The organism is Prevotella sp. lc2012 (genome assembly GCF_900107065.1).
GTDB lineage: Bacteria > Bacteroidota > Bacteroidia > Bacteroidales > Bacteroidaceae > Prevotella.
Map to the genome: position 1 here is coordinate 452,196 of NZ_FNUF01000002.1, position 20,829 is coordinate 473,024.

The 20,829-nt window shown below is 48.6% G+C and carries 10 protein-coding genes; 6 read left to right on the forward strand and 4 right to left on the reverse strand.

The features are described 5' to 3' along the window. Positions 1 to 79: 79 nt before the first annotated feature. From BLU99_RS05815 to BLU99_RS05840, 5 genes are all read left to right on the forward strand, one after another. Positions 80 to 2,134, forward strand: a complete 2,055-nt coding sequence (locus BLU99_RS05815) for a TonB-dependent receptor (protein ID WP_091900243.1) — start codon at positions 80 to 82, stop codon at positions 2,132 to 2,134. After that, positions 2,115 to 2,657 carry a hypothetical protein gene (locus BLU99_RS05820; protein WP_091900244.1) on the forward strand — a complete coding sequence of 181 codons (543 nt, stop codon included), beginning with the start codon at positions 2,115 to 2,117 and terminating at the stop codon, positions 2,655 to 2,657. The genes BLU99_RS05815 and BLU99_RS05820 overlap by 20 nt, the downstream gene beginning before the upstream one ends. A 52-nt stretch (positions 2,658 to 2,709) precedes the next feature. Then, positions 2,710 to 3,774 (forward strand): C45 family autoproteolytic acyltransferase/hydolase, encoded by a 1,065-nt coding sequence (locus BLU99_RS05825; RefSeq protein ID WP_091900245.1) that lies wholly within the window; start codon positions 2,710 to 2,712, stop codon positions 3,772 to 3,774. A 334-nt stretch (positions 3,775 to 4,108) separates the two neighbouring features. Continuing rightward, positions 4,109 to 5,431, forward strand: coding sequence for a Spi family protease inhibitor (locus BLU99_RS05830; RefSeq protein WP_091900246.1), 1,323 nt, complete (start codon positions 4,109 to 4,111; stop codon positions 5,429 to 5,431). 793 nt (positions 5,432 to 6,224) lie between these two features. Beyond that, complete coding sequence (locus BLU99_RS05840; protein WP_218128538.1) at positions 6,225 to 8,321, forward strand: alpha-amylase domain-containing protein; 2,097 nt, start codon at positions 6,225 to 6,227, stop codon at positions 8,319 to 8,321. A gap of 183 nt (positions 8,322 to 8,504) precedes the next feature. On the opposite strand, the gene BLU99_RS05845 is transcribed toward BLU99_RS05840, so the two are convergent. From BLU99_RS05845 to BLU99_RS05860, 4 genes are all read right to left on the reverse strand, one after another. Beyond that, a complete protein-coding gene (locus BLU99_RS05845; protein ID WP_091900248.1) occupies positions 8,505 to 10,364 on the reverse strand; it encodes a RagB/SusD family nutrient uptake outer membrane protein in 1,860 nt (619 codons plus the stop codon). Between the two features lie 27 nt (positions 10,365 to 10,391). Continuing rightward, positions 10,392 to 13,685 carry a SusC/RagA family TonB-linked outer membrane protein gene (locus BLU99_RS05850; RefSeq protein ID WP_091900249.1) on the reverse strand — a complete coding sequence of 1,098 codons (3,294 nt, stop codon included), beginning with the start codon at positions 13,683 to 13,685 and terminating at the stop codon, positions 10,392 to 10,394. 241 nt (positions 13,686 to 13,926) lie between these two features. Next, positions 13,927 to 15,174 (reverse strand): hypothetical protein, encoded by a 1,248-nt coding sequence (locus BLU99_RS05855; protein WP_143065726.1) that lies wholly within the window; start codon positions 15,172 to 15,174, stop codon positions 13,927 to 13,929. Positions 15,175 to 15,187: 13 nt separating this feature from the next. Next, on the reverse strand, positions 15,188 to 19,090 hold the full coding sequence (locus BLU99_RS05860; protein ID WP_091900251.1) for a hybrid sensor histidine kinase/response regulator transcription factor: 3,903 nt from the start codon (positions 19,088 to 19,090) through the stop codon (positions 15,188 to 15,190). Between the two features lie 376 nt (positions 19,091 to 19,466). On the opposite strand from BLU99_RS05860, the gene BLU99_RS05865 reads away from it, so the two are divergent. Next, positions 19,467 to 20,792, forward strand: a complete 1,326-nt coding sequence (locus tag BLU99_RS05865; protein ID WP_255397462.1) for a histidine-type phosphatase — start codon at positions 19,467 to 19,469, stop codon at positions 20,790 to 20,792. Positions 20,793 to 20,829: the final 37 nt, after the last annotated feature.

Here is a 20,829-nt window from a genome sequence, read left to right on the forward strand (position 1 = left end):
CGCTTAGTCATGCGGAACAGATCTTAGCTGTCTGTCACAGGAATTTGGAGGGATCAAAAATCCACTCTATATTTGCAGCATGAAACAGTTAATCGCATTACTCATCATGCTGCTCGCTGCTCTGGATATGACAGCACAGCAAACCGTCACCGGACAGGTGACAGACGGCCGCGAGCCTCTCGCTGGTGCTAACGTATATATTTATGGTACGATCGACGGTTGTCTGACCGATTCGCTCGGACGGTTCTCTTTCAAGACCTCTCAGACTGGAGAGACAACGCTGAGAGTCTCGTATATCGGTTTTGAAGATTATGTCTATACTAAAGATGTTCATCAGATGCAACACCTGACTATCACCATGAAGGAGCAGGCCACCTCGATCAGCGAGGTTGTGGTCACTGCCAGCACCTTCCACTTCGGCAAGGGCGACAACATCAAGACGATGGATGCCCTCGACGTGGTGATGTCAGGCAACTCATGTGGTGACGTGGTAGCTGCCCTGCAGACCCTCCCTGGTACGCAGAAGGTCGGCGAAGACGGCAAACTCTACGTCAGAGGCGGTGAGAGTGAAGAATGCCAGACATTCGTCAACGGCATGCACGTGCTCGTACCTTACTCTACGAACGTACAGAACAGTGCGGTGCGCGGGCGCTTCTCTCCCTTCCTCTTCAAGGGCATCAACTTCTCACTGGGCGGATACGACGGTGAATACGGTCAGGCCCTCTCGTCAGTCCTGCCGATGGAGACCACCGACATGGCCACCAGCGACAAGATGGGTGTCAGCGCCTCGCTGGTAGACTGGAACATCGGTGGTACGAAATCGTTCCAGAACAGCAGTCTGGGATTCAACGTTGACTACACCAGCATGGGACTCTACGACCGTCTGTTCTCACAGCGGATGGACTTCACACGTCCCTACCGTAAGCTGTCGGGCGAGGCACAGTATAAGAAAGAGTTCTCGCAGGCCAGCATCCTGAAATCGTATGTAGGCTACGACCTGACATCAGTCGGACAACATGTCGAAGACAGATCCCTCTCACTGAAGGAGCATAACTTCTACGCTAACGTCACCTACAAGACCAATATCGGACAAGGCTTCAGTCTTTTTACCGGCATGGCTAACTCAACGGTGTTCAGTGATATCGACGACGCTCTGACAGTCGGCGACCACTATCACAACCGTCGGAATGAGATCCATCTGAAAGCAGAACTCAGAAAGGTGTTCTCGCCTATCCTGAAGATGTCGGCAGGCGTCGAGGATTATATCCGGAACAGTTCCAAGCGCTACGATACCAGTGAGTACAACCTGGACTACAACCTGCTGGCAGCTCATGTCGATGCACAGGTGCGTGTCGTTCCCCGCCTGTTCCTGAACCTCTCGGCAAGGGCAGAGCATGTGAGCTATCTCGACAAGATTCAGCTGATGCCGCGCGCCACTCTGAGCTATGTGCCCAACAAACACTTCCAACTGTCGGCCATGTTCGGACAATACAGTCAGACGGCTCAGGACGACTATATCGCCATCAGCAACAAACAGCTCAACCAGAGCACTGCCACCCATGGCATCATCAGCATGCAGTATCAGACGGCAAATACGCTGCTAAAGGTAGAGCCTTACTACAAGAAATACAAAGGTCTGCCCCTGCACAACGGTAACACCTACGTGTCGGACGGCTATGGCACAAGCAAGGGTCTGGATGTGTATCTTGAGAACCGCTCACTCATCAAGAATCTCACGACAACACTTTCCTACTCTTTCAACGACTCTGAGCGTTTCTATTTGGACTATACCAGACCCTGCACCCCCGACTATGCCTCACGTCACAATCTGCGCATGTCGGCTAAGTACTCACTCGGAAAGGTCATCCTCGGACTGGCGGAGTCGTATGCCAGCAGCAGAGAGTTCCCCACGGGTAAGACCCCTTACTACAACAGCGTAGATGCTAATGTGACGTTCCTGGTCAGTCCGAAGGTCATCGTCTACACCTCGCTGAATAACATCCTTGGTCGCACCAATGTGTTTGGCTACGACTCGATGGGCAGTCCATCTACAGCCTCTCGCGACCGTTTCTTCTATATCGGAATATTTGTTTCACTTAAAAGTAATAAAGCTTATGACATCTCAAATTTCTAAGTCGATCGTCATCATGATCGCATGCCTCTTCATGGCAGTCAGTAACGTCAATGCCCAGCAGCAGCAACAGCAACTCCCGATGGCTGCGCTGATCGGCCAGTCACTCTCCAAGCTCCAGGACTACACGCCCGAGAAGGCGCTGACCTGTATCGCAGAGCTCAAACGCATCGATGCGATGTTCCCAGACAGCATCCAACCGAAATATCAGGCCGCGCTCCAGTCACTGTACTATGCCGTACAGTTCCCTCACGCAGGACAGACAGAGAGTCTGCTTGCCGACGTGGAGCAGAGCATCGGGAAGATTGGACAGATGCCCAACAACGATGCCTCTGACCTCTGCACACTCAAAGGATTCCTCTATATGGTACGTATCGTACAGGATCCGGCCCAGAACGCCGCCCGTTACTACAGAGACGTGCTCGAGAACTATGACAAGGCCCTGAAGCTGAATCCCGACAACCAGGTAGCCAAGGACCTTCAGCAGAAATTCATGGACGGTATGCAGAAAGCCATGGGCCAATAAGCATCCGTTGTAACAAGATTACTTTATCAATAACCATTCACAGAATCAAGCAATGAAAAAAGCAATAAAGATCATCCTGTTGGTCATCCTCGTGTTAGTGGTGATAGTTGGCGTAGGAGCCTGGAACACGTTCGGTCCGCTGGTCAAGGGAGCACAATCCGTTGAGAAACTGGACGAGGGCCTCTACTACATGGAATATAGAGGCGATGACGGCTTCGACGAGCTGATGAGAAGAGGCGGCGGCGAGAGCGCTCAGGTGCTTTCAGGCTATGCCATGGAGTTCCTGTCGAAAGGCTACTACACACCACCCACACCCAACCCATCGAAGACCCCTTACGGCTGTTCTACACTGACAGCCCGCACACCCGAGGGTGGCTTCCTGATGGGGCGTAACTTCGACTATATGTCGGGCACTGCCATGATCCTGCATACCATCCCCGACAACGGCTACGAATCGATCACCACCTTCAATGTCGAATATTATGGGTTCGGAGAGAACTGGTTGCCAGAAGGCTTCGCCAACCAGTATATGGCATTGACAGGACTGTTTTTCGCTCTGGACGGTATCAACGAGAAAGGTCTTGCCGTCGCAGTGCTGATGGCCGGCGACGATGTGGAGACACACCAGCACACCAGCAAGCCCGATCTCACCAACTCGGCCGCTGTCCGTTATATGCTTAAGAATGCCGCCAACGTCGACGAGGCTCTCGACCTACTTCGTGGCATAGATATGCATTCTGACATCGGTGCTGCACAGCACTATGCCATCGCCGATGCTTCAGGTAAGAGCGTCGTGGTGGAATATGTAGACGATCAGATGGTTGTCACCGAGACACCGGCCGTGACCAACCACTATCTCTGTGAGGCTAAGCATAATGTCGGGCTGAAGGAGAACGACCTTCGTTACGACCAGCTCTGTGAACGGTTCAACCAGAATGGTGGAGTTATGACGCAAGAGGGACTCACTGATGCCATCCTTTCGGTATCACAAGCCAGCAGAGAAGGTTTCTGGGGCACCCTCTGGACCATGGTCATGGATCTGAAGAATCCGTCTGTCACTTACTATTCCCGTCGTCACTTCGACAAGCCTTTCCGCTTCGAACTCGGCAAAAAGTGAGGAATCTCTCCATCAGAAGTCACATGAAGGATGTTTTGTCATCAACAAGGCATCTTTCATGTGACTTCTGATTTCCTAATTCCTAGTGTCTCATAATTGTCTTACCCTGAGAAACACATAATTTTTTATCATCTTCTTTGTTATTTGTATCATAATGTCATATTTATACCATTTGTCAACTCTTTGTCAACTCAAAATTTTGTGGTAATCAACTAATAGACGTACATTTGCCAGCAAAGTAAACAAAACGTAGTATTATTAACAGACCATACTGTGAAAAAGGAGCGGAAACCGAAAAGCTATATGAGTAGGTATTTTTCTCAATTACAAAATTATGAAAAGATTTTTTTATTTAGTGGCAAGTCTGTTCTTGTTGTATTCCTGTTCAGAGGATCAAACAGACATGGTACAAAACGAAAACCTTGCAGATGAGGTGACCTTTGAAAATTCTAAACTAAGTTTGCGACAGGCACTTTCTTATGCTTCTATGTTTAATCCTGGGATGGAAAAGAATGACAGCCCGGAATCACTTACAAGATCTGTCGACCCTATCGCAAAAGTTGTATCTGATGTGGATTTCTACATTGAAGATGGTGACACACTTCTGTATGCCGTTAACTATATGAATGATGAAGGATATGTTCTTATTGCGGGCGACAACAGCTCATTCCCTATTCTTGGACATTCAAACCAGGGTAATCTCCAGTTCTCTGACATCTCTGACGAGAGTCCGATGGCCATGTTCATATCGGCAATGAAGAATAGAGTGAAGAACAATATTCATAATGGGACTTCCACAGAAACAGACTATTTCGATAACTGGAAAGATCTGGGACGCAGTGGTTATGAATATGAAATTACGGTTAATGACAACGAGCCACAGGCTCAGACACGAGGACGTAAGAGCAGCTCTGGTAAAAAGTCTATCTACCCATATACAGGAAAAGATCTGGACTATTGGTGTCAGGAGGGCGGCTACAATATGTGCGCACCCAACCGCGCTTGTATCGGATGTCCTGCCATCTCTATAGGAATGCTGATGTATGACACCTCCCAGAGAATGCTTGGTAACGTTACGCCGACATATCCGAGTTTTAATTACACCGATATGAGAGACCTGAAAAATGTTACCACAGTTACTGAGACAGCTAGAAAACTTAGACAGATTGCCGATAGTATTCCTAACTACGACTGGGGAAAAAAGAAGGACGCAGGAAGCGGTGCTATGCCTGAGGACATCCTGACTGGCCTTAAGAAGTTGGGGTATAAGAATGCTCGTCTCGATAGCTATGATTTCGAGACCGTATACAATAACCTGAGTTTCACTGGTATCAATTATTTCGGCAATGAGGCTACCTTCTATAGAGGTGTACTTCTCGGCGCCATCAGTTACGACGGATATGGTGGTCATATCTGGTTCTGCGATGGTTATTATGAGCAGTCGTATACTGTAACAAAGAAGTTCCTTGGTATTAAAGTTAAATCATGGACAGAATATGACGACAGACTGTATATGAACTGGGGTTGGGGACCAGATGGTGGCAATGGTTGGTACCTCGCTACAGACAATGTATGGTCTTCAATCGAAGGAAATCCCGATGTAAGGTTCAAATACGATCCTAAGATGTATATCAATCTAAGTACTTATGTTTGGTAGTAAAAATATCATTAGTATAATAGCCATAGTGCTGTGTCTGACATCGTGTCATAAGGATGATTCATACAGTCCCTTCCGTGCTTCTGCAATACATAATGGTGTGTTGATTTCATATACTGATGCCGAGGGGAACGATCTCCTCGCGTCGGGAAATGTTACGAATACGATTTCCATTCTTGGGGAGTCTTCAAAAAAGATTATCCCTTTTGAAATAAAAAGTATTGAAGATCGTGGAGAATCTCGAAATTATCTGTCGTTCAATGCAGAACTGCCAACCACAAGCGGGATGGTTTTCAATGCAGACAAGTCAGAGGGTCATGGTGAGTCTATTGTTAAGTTGAATATATGCAATAAGTCGCTAAAGTTGACATGCAAGTTCATCTATATATGCTCCAATCCCGGAAATCTTGGCTCGAATATCATCCAGCTTGATTGTGTTGAATGTAATGGCACCTCCAGAAGTGAAAAGATGAATTCACAACTGGTTTTGGAACTCGCTGATTATATCGACAAATAGCACGAAACAGTTATAGTATTATTAGAATATAGATCACGGGGACATTTATCCCTGTGATCTATTTAATTTATATTCTTATTATAATAATTATATATGAATAAACAAGGTTTTTTCTCGGGGGAAGGATAAAAAAATACTGTATTTTTATTCAATCGATTGCACATCATAAACTACAGATAATCACATTTTTCGATAACACCCTATTTAAATCTTTGCTACATTTGCTGCCGCAAATTCATAAGATTGCTACAATTTTACTAACTAAAAACTGCAAAGATGAAAATGTTATTATGCAAGAGAACTGGCAATGCACTTGTTGCCACAGGAATGTTGCTCAGCTCTATGCTGATGCTGAGTTGCTCTGACACGCTGGAGCCCGTACTGCCAGCACAACCACAGACCGACGAGACGATGACGCGCGCCGCCAGCAGTCTCCAGCCTCTCAACGATGTTATGATGCAGGCATTCTATTGGAATGTACCTGTTGACGAGACCAACAAGAATGGCTCTTGGTGGAATACGCTTCGCTCTAAAGCTTCTGAGATGAAGTCGAGTGGCATCACCGCCATCTGGACACCTGTACCCTCGAAGGGTAACTGGGGTATCGTGGATAACGGTTATGGCATCTACGACCACTACGACCTCGGAAACTACAATCAGAAAGGTACTACCGAGACACGTTTCGGTAGCCGTGCTGAGTTGGAGTCGATGATCAGCACCATGCATCAGTCGCCGAAGATCAGTGTATACTCCGATGTTGTGCTCAACCACGTTTATTCTTCCGACGAGAACGAGGAAGTGAACCCCGCCGTCAAAGCCTATGTATTCGGTGAGGCTCATGGTGAGCAGAACAAGCCTTATCCCGCTAACGAGATCCGTTGGGTCATCCCCAATGCGGCAGCAGGCGATTACTACATTCAGATCAAGGGCTACGGACTGCCTTGGAACGAATCCTCCACTCAGCGTGGCTACGACCTCATGATTCGTTGGGACAACAGCAATATCTCCTCTAATTATAGCTGGGAGTATGAACCCAACAACGGTAATGGCAGTTTCAACAACTTCCCCGGCTCAGGTCGCGTCATCCGTGGACATATGGAGAACCGTTCGGATATCGACGAGTATAAGATCCATGTATCGTCTAAGCACGACATCGAGATCCGTCTCTCTGCCAAGCGCGAAGATGGCAGCAACTGGGTAGATGCCGGTAGCATGCTCGGTTACTATCCCGTGGCTGTATGGTATAATGGTAACAACCTTGCCAATACCACTCTTCAGGCACGTACCAACACACACATCACCTATGTCAACCATACCGGCAGCGGTGAGCCTAACTACTCTTGGAACTACAGTCATTTCCACCCGGCCGATGCCAATGACTGGCTTGGTGACTACGGATCAGACGAGATCATCACCAACACCAAGTTCTTCGGTAACGACTACAACACCTTTAACAGCACTGTCCAGACCCGTCTGAACAACTGGGGTAAGTGGCTGGTCAACAAGATCCATTTCGACGGTTTCCGTCTTGATTTCGTCCGCGGCTTCCAGGAGTCGTTCGTAGCCAACTGGGTGAACGGTCTTCCTCATGTCGATGGCGCTCAGCCCTTCATCGTCGGTGAGTACTGGGGTGCCGATTATCGCATCAAGAACTGGGTGAACACTGTGGCCTCCTACGGTGCACAGGTCAACGGCTTCGACTTCCCGTTGAAGAGCACCCTCACCGAGATGTGTAATGGTAATGGAAACTCCTTCAACATGTCATGGCTGAACCACGCAGGTATGGTACGCAACAATAGTGGTAATGGTCTCCCTGGTACCTCTGTAGTGACCTTCCTCGACAACCACGACACAGGAAAAGAGCACGACAAATGGGTGACCAAGGATCACCAGCTGGGTTATGCCTACATCCTTACCCACGAGGGACGTCCCTGTCTGTTCTATCCTCACTTCTTCGGTGTGACACAGGTTGATGCCGATCACTCTAACTATACTACCACTGCTCCTTCTTCACTGAAGAACAAGCTTAAGAAACTCATCGAGATCCGTAAGAAGTATCTGGGTGGTATCATCACTGTGCTCAGCGAGACTGGTAACCCCTATCCCTCTAGCAACTGTCAGAACCTCTATATTGCCCGTCGTCAGGGTAATGGTACCAAAGATGGTGCCATCATCGTGCTCAACAACCACGATAGCAGTACTAAGGCCATGTGGGTAACAGTGAATGCCTCTGGCTTCAGCAACTGGTCTGGCAAGCGTCTGGTCAATGTCCTGAACACTTCACAGAAGGTTACCGTTGAGGCCGACGGTCGTGTAGAACTCTCTGCTCCTGCACGAGGCTACAGCATCTGGGTCAAAGAGTCTGACCTGTAATCATCCCAAAGTGGTCGAGCCCTAACAGCCCGGCCACTCTTTTTGCCATAAAAACATTCCACCCGGGCTTTCACAAGTCCGGGTGGATTCATCTGATTCTAATCTGATTCAGATGAGAGCAGCCTTTTACGCTGCCATCATAAACTTCAATACAATTTATAACTAATTAAACCATCAGCTATCTTAATCATAGACAGGTGTTCCCGTCATATTCGAGCCTGCTGCACCTGCCCCCCAACCTGGGTTCTGCTTCAGCACAGCCTCATCGTTGACGATAGATATCTGCGAGGGCGGTATCATGACGAAGCCGTCTGTATCGGCGTAACGCTGAGCCCAGCTACTGCCGCCCACACCTTGTCCATGACGCATCACCGTCCAGTGACCAGCATAGTTTACACGCGATCCGTCCTGACGCTGTAGGGCAACGGCAGCCTCACAGTCTATACCACCATTTCGTCCTGACCATCGACGCAGGTCGTTATAGCGAATACCCTCACATGCCAGCTCCCAACGGCGCTCATCTTTGATGTTCTTCCACGAATAGGTGGTAGCGGGCAGTCCGGCACGGGCACGCACCTTGTTCATCTGGTCGGCAGTTCCCGTCAGTTCTGAGTGCATCAGCATCACGTCGGCCAAGCGGAGCAGGATCATGTCTGCATAGTGGTCGCCCTGGAAAGAGTTCTTATTGTTGTTGGCAGCGCTGGTCTGCTCTGTACGGTATACACCCCACCAGGTATAGACAGAGTTCATGTCGTTCCAGTGCGACTTCGAACAAGTGATCGGCATCCATTTTTTGTTATAGAGGCCGGCATCCTCAGAGCAGTTGGTAACAAAGACAAACTTCTTGCATTCTTCAGGTGCGTTGAGGATCGTTGCCTTCTTTCGTGGGTCATCATCGCTCCAGTCGTCCCAAAGGGTGGCGTTGACAATACCCTGTCCCCATCCCTGTCCAAAGGGCATGGTATCTTCAAAGCCGTTGGAGTTTCCGTCCTTGTCGCTACCATTACGCAGACCGCAGTAGAGAGACACCTGATTGGTGAATCCCATCTGGATGTTTCCGCTCCAGCCGCCAGAGTTCATATACTGCACTTGGAACATCTCCTCACAGTTTCCGTTACCGGCCCATACCTTTCCGGCCTCAGCCAGATCCTTCACAAAGTCATATTCGTTGATGGTATATTTGTTGGTATACTGCCAAAGCAATCTGAAATCTTCCACAAGACTATAACCGCCATTGTTGATGGCATCCTCCACATAACTAATAACCTGAGCTTTGCTCAGCGATGTGCCTGCACCTTCCTGATCGAAGTCGAAGACCACATCGGCAAGTGAGGCTGTAGCCAGTTCACCGGCCTTCTTATAGAAGCCTTCATAGAACATATAAGCACGAGCCAGCATACCCTCGGCAGCAGCCTTCGTGGCATGACCGTCGCCCATGGTGGTCATACCATGACTCATCAGATTAGCTGCACTGACGAAGTCGGCAAGGATATGCGGATAGGTCACCGTCTCTGCATCCTGTTGCGGACAAGGGTCTGGAGCGGCAGCAGCCCAATAGGCCGGGATGTCACCCCAAAACTGTGCGCCCCAGAGATAGAACAGACCACGCATGAAATAAGCCTCACCCACCATCTGATTGCGCGCTTTCTCCTGACCTGTCCAGTCGAAAGCATCGACACCATAGATGATAGCATTGGCACGAGCGATTCCTATATAAACCCTTTGCCAGAGCTTATCAAACATGTCCTCCTGATTGGCCATCAGATGACCAATGGCATGAATCTGTGTCGAGCCCGTACTACCACCGCCATTTCCCTCGTCCGACATGATGTGGTTGACAAGCCAAGGCGTCTCCTTGGCCGTCTGACTTATTTGGTTCATCACCCCATAAAGGGCGGCTAGCTCTTTGTTCAGGTCTTCTGCCGAAGCCGGGTAGTTTGAGGTGTTAGCCTCCGTATAATTATTTGTATCGAGACAGTCTTCGCAGGAGGTGACACCTACGGTGAACAGAGCCGCGATGACTATTATATATATCTTTTTCATATTTTCAACGCTTCAATTGTTTAACTCTTAGAACTTAATACTTGCTCCCAGGATAAAGGTACGGGCAGAAGGATAGAGACCGACATCAATACCACGGATGAAGTTCATGTTATCATCACTCTTACCGCCATCGGCAGAACATTCCGGATCAACACCCGTATAGCCAGTAAACGTGTAGAGGTTCTGTACCTGCATATAAAGGCGAAGCTGACTGAACGGAGAACTCTTCCATATCTTGTTGAAGTTATAGCCCAGCGTGAGGTTCTGTACCTTGAAATAGTCGGCATTCTGCATGAACCGTGTCGATACCCACTGATCTGCTAACAGGCCACAAGTCAGACGAGGCTGTGTGTTACTTGTTCCCTCACCATGCCAGCGATCGAACACATCGGTGGTATACTGTTCATATTGGTTGGCTCTTTGGGCGGTACGATAACACTGCATAATCTGCTGACCAAAAGCGCCAAAGCCAGTTACACCGAAGTCGAAGCCCTTCCACTCGCAACCGAGACTGATGCCAAGGGTCACATCGGGATTCGGATTACCGATCTCATGACGGTCGAGGTCATAGTTGATTACACCATCATCATCATAATCGGTCCAGATAGGGTCACCAGGTTCCGCTGTATCGAGGACGGGTTTGCCTGCGTTACGGGCAGCATCGATTTCGGCCTGATTCTGCCAGATACCATCGTACGACATACCATAGAAATAGCCTACCGGATGACCTTCTTCTACGAGTGACACATACGATGAGCCCTGGAAAAGACTATTCAGATACTTACTATCCGTACCTATCTTTCCACCATTGGCGGCCAGACGTGTTACCTCGTTCTTGTTGGTAGCCACGTTCACGTTAGCATGATAGCTGAAGTCGCTGCCTATCTTATCATGCCATGAGAGTGCTACCTCGATACCAGTGTTCTTGATGTCGCCACCATTGATCATGGCAGGCTCCTCGTAGCCGAGTACCTGATTCATCGGTGCTTGTACCAGCCAGTCTTTGGTCATCTTCACGTACCAGTCGAAACTCAGACCAAGACGACCGCCCAGGAAGCGCGCATCCATACCGATATTTGTCTGCTCGGAGGTCTCCCAAGTGACATCCTCATTGGGTGGGTTCTTGGCATAGGCACCAGAAGTGTAGTTATTCTGACCTAAGGTGTAGATGTCATCGTTACTGAACTTGTAACCATAGTCGGCATAAGTCGTGGGCGAGAACCCGATATTAGAAAGATAGTAGAAGTTACCGATCTGACAGTTACCATTCTGTCCCCATGAAGCACGGAGCTTCAAGAAGTCGAGCCAGCTGGCGGTATTCTCCATGAATTTCTCGTTGGTGATTACCCAACCAGCAGAGAACGAGGGGAAGTAACCCCAGCGCTTACCACGTGCGAAGTTATTGGAACCGTCAGCACGAAGAATAGCTGTGGCCATGTATTTCTCGTCGTAGTTCCAGTTCATACGTCCGAAAAACGACACGATACTGGTCTGCATGGGGTTGTCATAGCCCGAGTGACCGTTAAGATAGTCGCCCTCATAGTTTGATGGGATGTTGTAATACCATCCATTGCGTACGAGTGGGTTCAGTCTGTCCTCACTGACATTGAAGCCCATCTTCATACCAGCGCTCCACTGCGAGCGCTCCAACGACTGTCCCACGAGCATATCTATCGTGTGTTTCCCGAGTTTCGGAAGGATATACGACAGCGTGTTCTCATAGGTGAAAGTGCTGCCCTGACTCTGGGTCATGTTCATGGTATAGTTGGCACTTGCACTGGTTGGACCGGAGTTGTAAGGCATGCAGATATCCCTGCTGTTTGCACTCTGATAGCCCGTATTGAATTGTCCGCGGTAGCGCAGGTTCTTGATCGGTTCAACAATCCAATAGAAGGTACCACTGACGCCAAAAGAGCGATGTTTGTTAATAGAGTTGTAACCACCTGCGAGGAAGTGGTTCAGTGGGTTACTATAAACCTCTGTACTATAGCCTGCACCGTTTTTATCGTAAGAAGCAATGTTTCCCTCTGCATCATAGGCCTCTACCAATGGTGATGCCACATAAGCCGCCTGCATAATGTTCCAGTAGCCACTGCCCTCTGCCAGATCGTGACTCCTGCGATAAGAATAGCTTACATTCTCACCGATAGTGATGATATCGTGGCTCTCTCCAAGCAGATCTCTACCTTTCAGCAATACATGCTCAGAGTTGATACGAGCACCAAAGCGCTTGTAGTTAGAGGCATTGTCGCCACCCATGATACCCTCATTAGAGCTATAGTTAAGCGATATTGAGAACTTCGAGTTCTCAGTACCACCGTTCATTGTCATGGCATGACTGAACTGTAGAGCATTCTTATTCTCGTACTCCTTGATCCAGTCGGTACCTGTCCAACCGTCCTTTACCTTATCCACTATATATTGTGGAACGATGCTTGACCAGTTAGTTGCCTCACCATAGGTGTTGACATTGGTCTCGTCGATAATCTGCATATACTGCTGAGCGTTCAACAAATCGGGCACCTTATAGGCATTCGACCAGCCTACATAACCGTCGTACTGTAGCTGTACCTTTCCAGCCTTACCCTGTTTGGTTGTCACGAGGATTACACCATTGGCAGCACGTGCACCATAGATGGCAGCCGAGGCAGCATCCTTCAGTACGTCGATTGACTCGATATCGTTCGGATTAAGACCATTCAGTCCATCATCTGCTGTTCCGGCATTGATACCGTCGATAATCAACAATGGAGAACTCTCGCCGATCGTGCCAATACCACGAATATTCACCTTGAATCCCTTACCGGGCTGAGAGGAGCCCTGAGTGATCTGTACACCAGGTGTACTCGACTGCATGGCGGTCAGTGCATTGGTGGTGTTCATCTTGGCGATGTCTTCTCCTTTTACCTGAACGGTGGCTCCTGTGACAAGTTTCTTCTTTTGTACACCATAGCCTACCACAACCACCTCTTCCAAGACGGCATTGTCGTCTTTCATCTTAATCAAAAGACTCTCTTGTTGACCTACTTTAATCTCTTGTGTCTCGAAACCGATGAACGAGACCACAATGGATGCACCAGGATTCACGTTGAGGGTGAAGTTTCCGTCAAGATCGGTGATTGTACCATTCGAGGTTCCTTTCTCCATGATACTGGCACCGATAACCGGTCCCGTCGCATCAACCACGGTTCCTTTGATCTTCTTTGTCGCCTGCTGAACCTCACTGACAGAAGTCGCAGCGCTCGCATTTGGTGAGTAGCAAAAGCCCGACAAGGTGAGCACTCCCACTAAAAGAGCAGTTTTACTGATTGTTTTTCCCATACATTTTGTTTTTTATTATTGGTTGTATTACACAGATTGTACCTCTTACGTCGCTTGCAAAATTAGTTCATTTTCTTAGGTTATACCTATATCATTTGTTGACAAGAACGACCACATTTTTTACAGAGAAACATTCGTAACATGAAAAGGCAACAAAGACAACATATAAATACATTCCGCCCGAACTTTCGCAAGTCCGGGCGGAGATCCTATTGAAGATAGAAAGCAATTAGACTTTCTGTCACTTCTTGCAGCGCTCCATATAGACAGCGCGCAAGTCGGACCATTTATAATATGGATAGCAGTTGGTTGGCACTGGCAGACTAGCCTCAGCACCATTGAGAAGACATTTCACTAAGATATCATCTACACCTTTCTGACCACGGTAGAACACCAATTGGATGTTCGAGGCCTTACAGGTTTGCCAGTTCTGGTAGACGTTCTTCACCTCATACGGATCCTCTGGGTCACGGTCGGCGCCATTGATACCCATCAGCACCGTCAACGGTCCTATGCATGAGTCGTGCCCGAAGCGTAGGTCGGCAATGTGGTCGCTACTGCCTGCAATCACGGCATCAGCCTTTCTCATGATATCCTCGAGGATGGGAATCATCTCGTACTGTGGTTCGAACACCCAGGAATAAGAATCCAGGTTCGTGTACTCCCATCTGTTCACAATCTCCTCGTCGGACACAAGTCGTCCCATCATTCCCTCATGGGCGATGTTTGGCAGCGACGTATAGAGTTCAATCAGGTTGTCTGCGATATGACGTACGTTTCCAGACAATCCTTCAGTGCTGACGAACATCCGTGAAAGAACCTTCTGTGGCAGTGAGTCGGTAAAAGAGAACTTATCACGGTTGTCTTCCCAGTGTGGTTTCACCTTCGGGAACTTCCGTCTATCCGGGTTCTGGCCATCAGTGGGTACGACACCGTTAAGCGTAAAACGTGACGATTGCTCACGGATCTCTATGGCAGGGTTACACTGTACCAGTTCCTGGCAGAATGCCGACATACTGAGCACACACCGACCCGATAATGAGGCGATGGCAAGCACATTACCACCCTTTTCGAACACCTGCGGGAAACGGTTATACATCGTACGAGCGATGCGCTGATGCTGTTCCCAACCAAGTTGCGTGAGTTCCGATGCTCCCGTCATCAGTTCTTTCCTGACAGCCATAAATTTATCATAAAAGGCCTCTCCTTCAGCCGTCAGGAGCTGACGACCATGGGCAATGGTCAACACCGTGTCAAGTTCATTATAAAGACGACTGTTCCAATAATAGCGCGAACCATGACGGGCATAGTGACTCACATAGAACGGCTGATAGCCGTTTGGAGCTTCGGTCATCTGAGAGGAGTCGCACGGATAGGGATAATCATTCCCATATGCTTTCCTTGGATCGGCCTTCAGTTGGTCAAGCACTTTCGACTGTTGTGCCCAGCCAGTCATGACAAGGCCTACGAGCAACATTACAGTTGCCATCTTTCTTTTCACTTCATTCATTATTTATTCCATTTTTGTTTTTATACTCATCAGGGGTCATCCCAAACTCCGCCTTGAAATACTTGGAGAAAACACGAGGTGAGTTGAAGCCCACCTGATAGGCAATCTCCGAGACATACAGTCCGCTCTTCTCCAACAGTTGCTTGCCGCGCTTTAGGCGTAACAATCGGATAAACTGGATGGGTGTGCGTCCCGTGAGATGCTGCAGTTTCTTATAGAGTTGCGACCTGTGGACACCCATCGCACTGCTTAGTTCTTCCACATTAAAGTCTGAGTCTGAAATATGCGCCTCAACCTGTGTGATAGCATTGGTGATAAACTGTTCGTCGAGCGATGTAACCGTAATCTCCGACGGTTCGATATCTATCTCGTTCTTAAAGCGCTGATGCTGTTGACGACTGCGCTCAAGGAGGTTATGGACGCGCTGAAGCAGGATACTCATGCTGAAGGGCTTGGTGATATAATCATCGGCACCGGCCTCCAGACCTTCCAACTCATTCGTGCTCTGAGCCTTAGCTGTGAGTAAGATAACAGGGATATGCGAGGTTGCGATATCGGACTTGACCATACGACATAACTCCAGACCATCCATTCCGTCCATCATCACATCACTGATGATGATATCCACATCGTTCTCCTGAAGCTGTTCCAGAGCATTCTCTCCATTGGAAGCACTGACCACATTATACGTGCCCGACAGACTCTGACTGACATACGTCAGGAAATCGCTATTGTCATCGACCACCAGGACTGTTGTCTCATGCAACGGCTCGTTCTGTTCCACTGGTATTGTCTCGTCGCTCTCCTCTTCCTTCTCCTGCTCATGCGTTCCTTGACACAAGGGTAATGTGATACAGAATACCGTGCCCTTTCCTGCCTCATTATCCTGTATCGTGATCTCACCTCCTTGCAGATGAACGTATTCCCGGACGATATGCAGGCCTATGCCGCTACCGATTGCCTGAAGATGAGCGTTGTCCGACTGATAGAATCGGTCGAAAACCAGTTGTTTCTCCTCATCGGATATACCTATCCCCGTATCAGCCACTCGGATAACGACATGCCCATCCAGCACATCAGTGCTCACGGTGATGCTTCCACCACGATCGGTGAACTTAAAGGCATTGGCCAAAAGATTCATGATGATTTTAGTCATCTTATCCCTATCGAACTGTGTCTCCACGCGCTCCACCATCGGTTGGAAATCCAGACTGATTCCTTCTTTCCTTGCCTTCAGTCTGAAGGTATCGCAGATATCACCGATTGTCGAGACAATATCACCATACGAAAGGTTCACTTTCTCGTTTCCAAACTCCAGTCTGCGGAAGTCAAGAATCTGGTTCACCAACGACAGTAGTAAGTCAGCATTACGATGGATCAACCCCAGCATCGACTTGGTAGCTGTATCCTCTGCCTTCCCTTCCAGATCCTCCACTGGACCTATGATCAACGACAATGGCGTACGTAGATCATGACTGATATTCGTGAAGAAGCGGAGCTTCATTTCGTTCAAGTGCTTCTCCTGTTCCTGTTGCAGAGCCAACTGCTGCAGTCGCATCTCATACTCCCTTTTATTACGGAAATAGCGGAGCATACCAATAGCCACGCTTATGACTATCAGCAGATAGATCAGATAGGCCCACCAGCTGCGCCATAACGGAGGCGCTATCGAGATATCCAACAGGTGACTCTCCAAGGCATCTTGTGTTTTCGTGAAGAGCTGATACTCTCCGGGAGGCAAGTTAGAGAGTATGATTGTATGATTGTCTACCAACTGCCACGTGTCCGAGAGGCCACGTAGCTGATAATAATAGATGTCGGTCGGTGTCCGTTCCTCGAACAGTCTGGAACACTCTACCACAATATTATTCTCATTATACTTCAGGTTGAGCGATTTCGTCAGTCCCACATCATGGGTGATCAGCACCCTACCATTCAAGGGCTTGTTCGGCGACAAAATCTCATCGTTGATACTGATACAGCCGATGGCCAAGGGCTTCTCCTCCGACTTCCTGTCCTTTTGCTCCATCAGTCTGTTCAGGTTGATGCATTGATAGCCGTTGTCTGTACCAAGCCATAGCTGGTTCATCCGGTCAATATGAATGGCACCAGGGTTATAATAGATCCGCTCTCCTTCCGGATTGATGTTAAACACCTTGTATTCCCATTCCACCTGGTTGTTCTGACGATGACGTAGCATCACCAACTTATGACCATTGACCACCCAGAGATTATCCGACTTGTCGAGAGTGGCACATCTCGATAATCCCTTCTCCAATGTGGATGGCAGACTGACGAGTCCCCCCTGAGGATCAATAATTGTCAGACCCAAGGCACGGTTGCCGTCACCTAACAGATAGACATAGTTCTGACGATCTATACAGCCATGCCTGAAGATGCCATCGCGTATCTTCTTCCATCGTCCACTGGCATCCATGACGAAATAGCCTTTCGTTGCCACTGCGTGCAGTCGACCCTGATGATAGTTCAGGTCGAAAACGAAGTTTGCCCAGATATGGGTATCGACAATCTGGCCTGTTGTCAGATCCATACGCCACACGCCTTTACCCTGTAATGCCACATAAACTTGTCCTGTCGGGGTGAATGCTATATTATAAGGTGACTCGCCCTTGAAATAAAACTCCCGTTTCCCCTGAATGGTCATATGCAGCAGCCCCTGCTTATAGAGACCTGCCCATAAGGAACCATCCGACCCAGTCTTCAGGAAAGAGACGGAAGCCCTACCAAGCACCTGTTCCCAGCGTCCTTCCATGAGTGGGCGGTAAAAGATACCTCGGTCCTCAAGTCCCATCCATAGTCCTTTTCCATCAATCGTCTGGGCAAAAGAAAGCACATCGGTCATCGCATTCGGATTCTGACGATCCATGACCTGATAAAGCATACCGCAATTCTGTTTCTTGTCATAGATAGAGATGCCGCCTTTGGAATAGGCCACCCACATGGCACCACTGGTCTTCTCGTAGTGCAGCATATAGATCTGGTTATCCCTGATGCTGTTGGCATCGCCCAGCATATGTTCCAGATGATGTCTGATCTGCAGGTCCGTATCGCAGATATAGATACCATCGTTCTCCTGTCCTATCCATATCTTCCCACCAGGGCCACACGCGATGGCCGACACATGAGAAGGGAATGCCACAGACGACATCCATTTCTGGGCCTGATAGTTATATCCCTGTACAATCTTATTATCACTCAGCCACACGTTGCATGTCTCATCCATCGTCAGCTGCGTCTCGTATTTCACTTCACATGCTAGCGGCTCCCGACGTATGAGCACCTTCGATCCCAAGGAGAAGAAATACAAGTTCTTTGTCGTCAGAACCGCGAAGGCCCGACGGTTCGACTCCACCTTCATCACCTGCTCACCATTGTCTTCAAGTAATATGCTCCGTACGTTCCCATCATCCAAGTCGAGCGCATAAAGCTGATGATCCTGCCAGATCAGGCAGTTTCTTCGGTTTTCTATATAGATGGAGAAATCCCTGTTTTTGTCGATATGAATATTCTTCTTTCCTAACAATTCGGCCACATCGGCTGTACACGCGTTGGTCTTCGGGTCATAGATCATAATGCCACTACCATGTGTCACCATCCATAGCTGTCCTTTGCTATCCTCAAATATTCTGTCGATACCCGTCCGCATACGCTGGTGCTGTCGGTCATAACCGTCAGGATTCCTACTCTCCAACTGCGGCAAGGTAAACAGTCCGAATGATGTACCCACCCACATAAGGTTGTCTGCACCACGGAAAACTGTCTTGACCCTATATCCTTTCGTATCGATATGATAGAAACGCAGGTCCTCCTGTCCGGCACTGTGAAGACAGCCGAACAAGACCATTGCCCATATGAAAAAGTATCTCCTCAACATAATCTATTCTTTATTTTCGTGATGCAAAGATACAAAAAACTATCAAATACCACACATGGTGCCCCCTATTTGCCGGCATCAGCCTGTGAAGTAAAAACTGCACGGACTTTCACAAGTCCATGCAGCAGGACATAACCTAATTTGTATGAACCTTGAATAAGTTATCAACGTCTTATCATATCTTTTTTGCAAAGTTACATATTTTATTGCCTCCCGCAAAGAAAGAATGTTGACAGAAGGTGTATCAAATGTTGACGGACATGGAGAATCAACGCGTAAGACATCACTTTACGACAAAAAACACAAGGATGTTGTCCGTTGGACAGAAGAATTATTGTAACTTTGCAGTACTTTTATAAACCTAAAAAATAGAAAGATGAAACTACAACTGACGCTTCTTGCCTTCGGCCTCTCGATGGCTGCACAGGCACAAAAGCCACAGACAAGCAAGCCTTATCCGGGGATGAACGCCCCAATGTTCGAGATGTCCGCAGAAGACGAGATCATTGCCAACCGCTATCTGGCTGGCAGTAACTATCTGGATTACGATCGACAGTTGCCCACAAAGGCACTGACCCCCACACCAAAAGGCTATGAGCCCTACCACATGAGCCATTACGGTCGGCACGGTTCACGCTGGCTGACATGGGACGGTAAATACACACGCCCGTTGAGCACCCTCCAACAGGCCCACGAGGCTGGTAAGCTGACAGCGCTTGGAGAGAGTACTCTTCAGAAGATGGAAGCCGTCTATACATCATCCATCAATCGGATTGGCGACCTCACCACCGTTGGCGAGCGCCAGCACCACGGTATCGGCAAGCGCATGACAGAGCACTTCCCTGAGTTGTTCAAGGCGAAAGGTCTAAGAATCGATGCCCGTAGCACTGTTGTCAACCGCTGCATCCTCTCGATGATTGCTGAGTGCGAAGAACTGGCAAGTGCCAATCCCACAGCCCAAATCCATAACGACGTGAGCGAATCGCTACAGTATTATCTGAACCAGCCCTGGGAGGGTATCGTGAAAGAGGAAGGCGAGAAAGGCGAGAAAGAAGATAAGGAATACCAGCAGAAATATACACACCCCGAACGACTGATGAAGGCGCTCTTCAATGATCAGCTGTGGGTGTATGACAATGTGGCGGCTGGTGACTTCATGCGCCAACTCTTTATTGTTGCTGCCAACATGCAGAGCCACGACTCCGACATCGATCTGCTGTCGCTCTTCACCGATGAGGAATTGTACGACCAGTGGCGTATCCGTAATATCGGCTGGTATCTCGACTATGCCGCCTCACCTATCTCAAATGGAAAGATGCCGTTCAGTCAACTGAACCTTCTGAAGAACATCATCGAGACCGCCGACACTGTCACGCAGCCACAGGTCACCCTGCGCTTCGGTCATGAGATCTGCGTGATGCCACTGGCCTGTCTGCTGGAACTCGACAATTGCAACGTTTCCGTTGACAACCTCGACGAGCTCGACACCTACTGGCGTAATTATCGTATCTTTCCAATGGCCTGTAACATCCAACTGGTGTTCTACCGCCCGAAGAAAGGAAAGAGCGGTGACATCCTCGTAAAGGCTCTTTTGAACGAGCGCGAGACATACTTGCCCATCACCACCGATAATTGGCCTTACTACAAGTGGCAGGATCTGCGACGGTATTACCTCGACAAGATAGCTGCCTTCGACCGTTAGAAGAATCCATATAAATAGGGATTGCGTGATTTGCAGA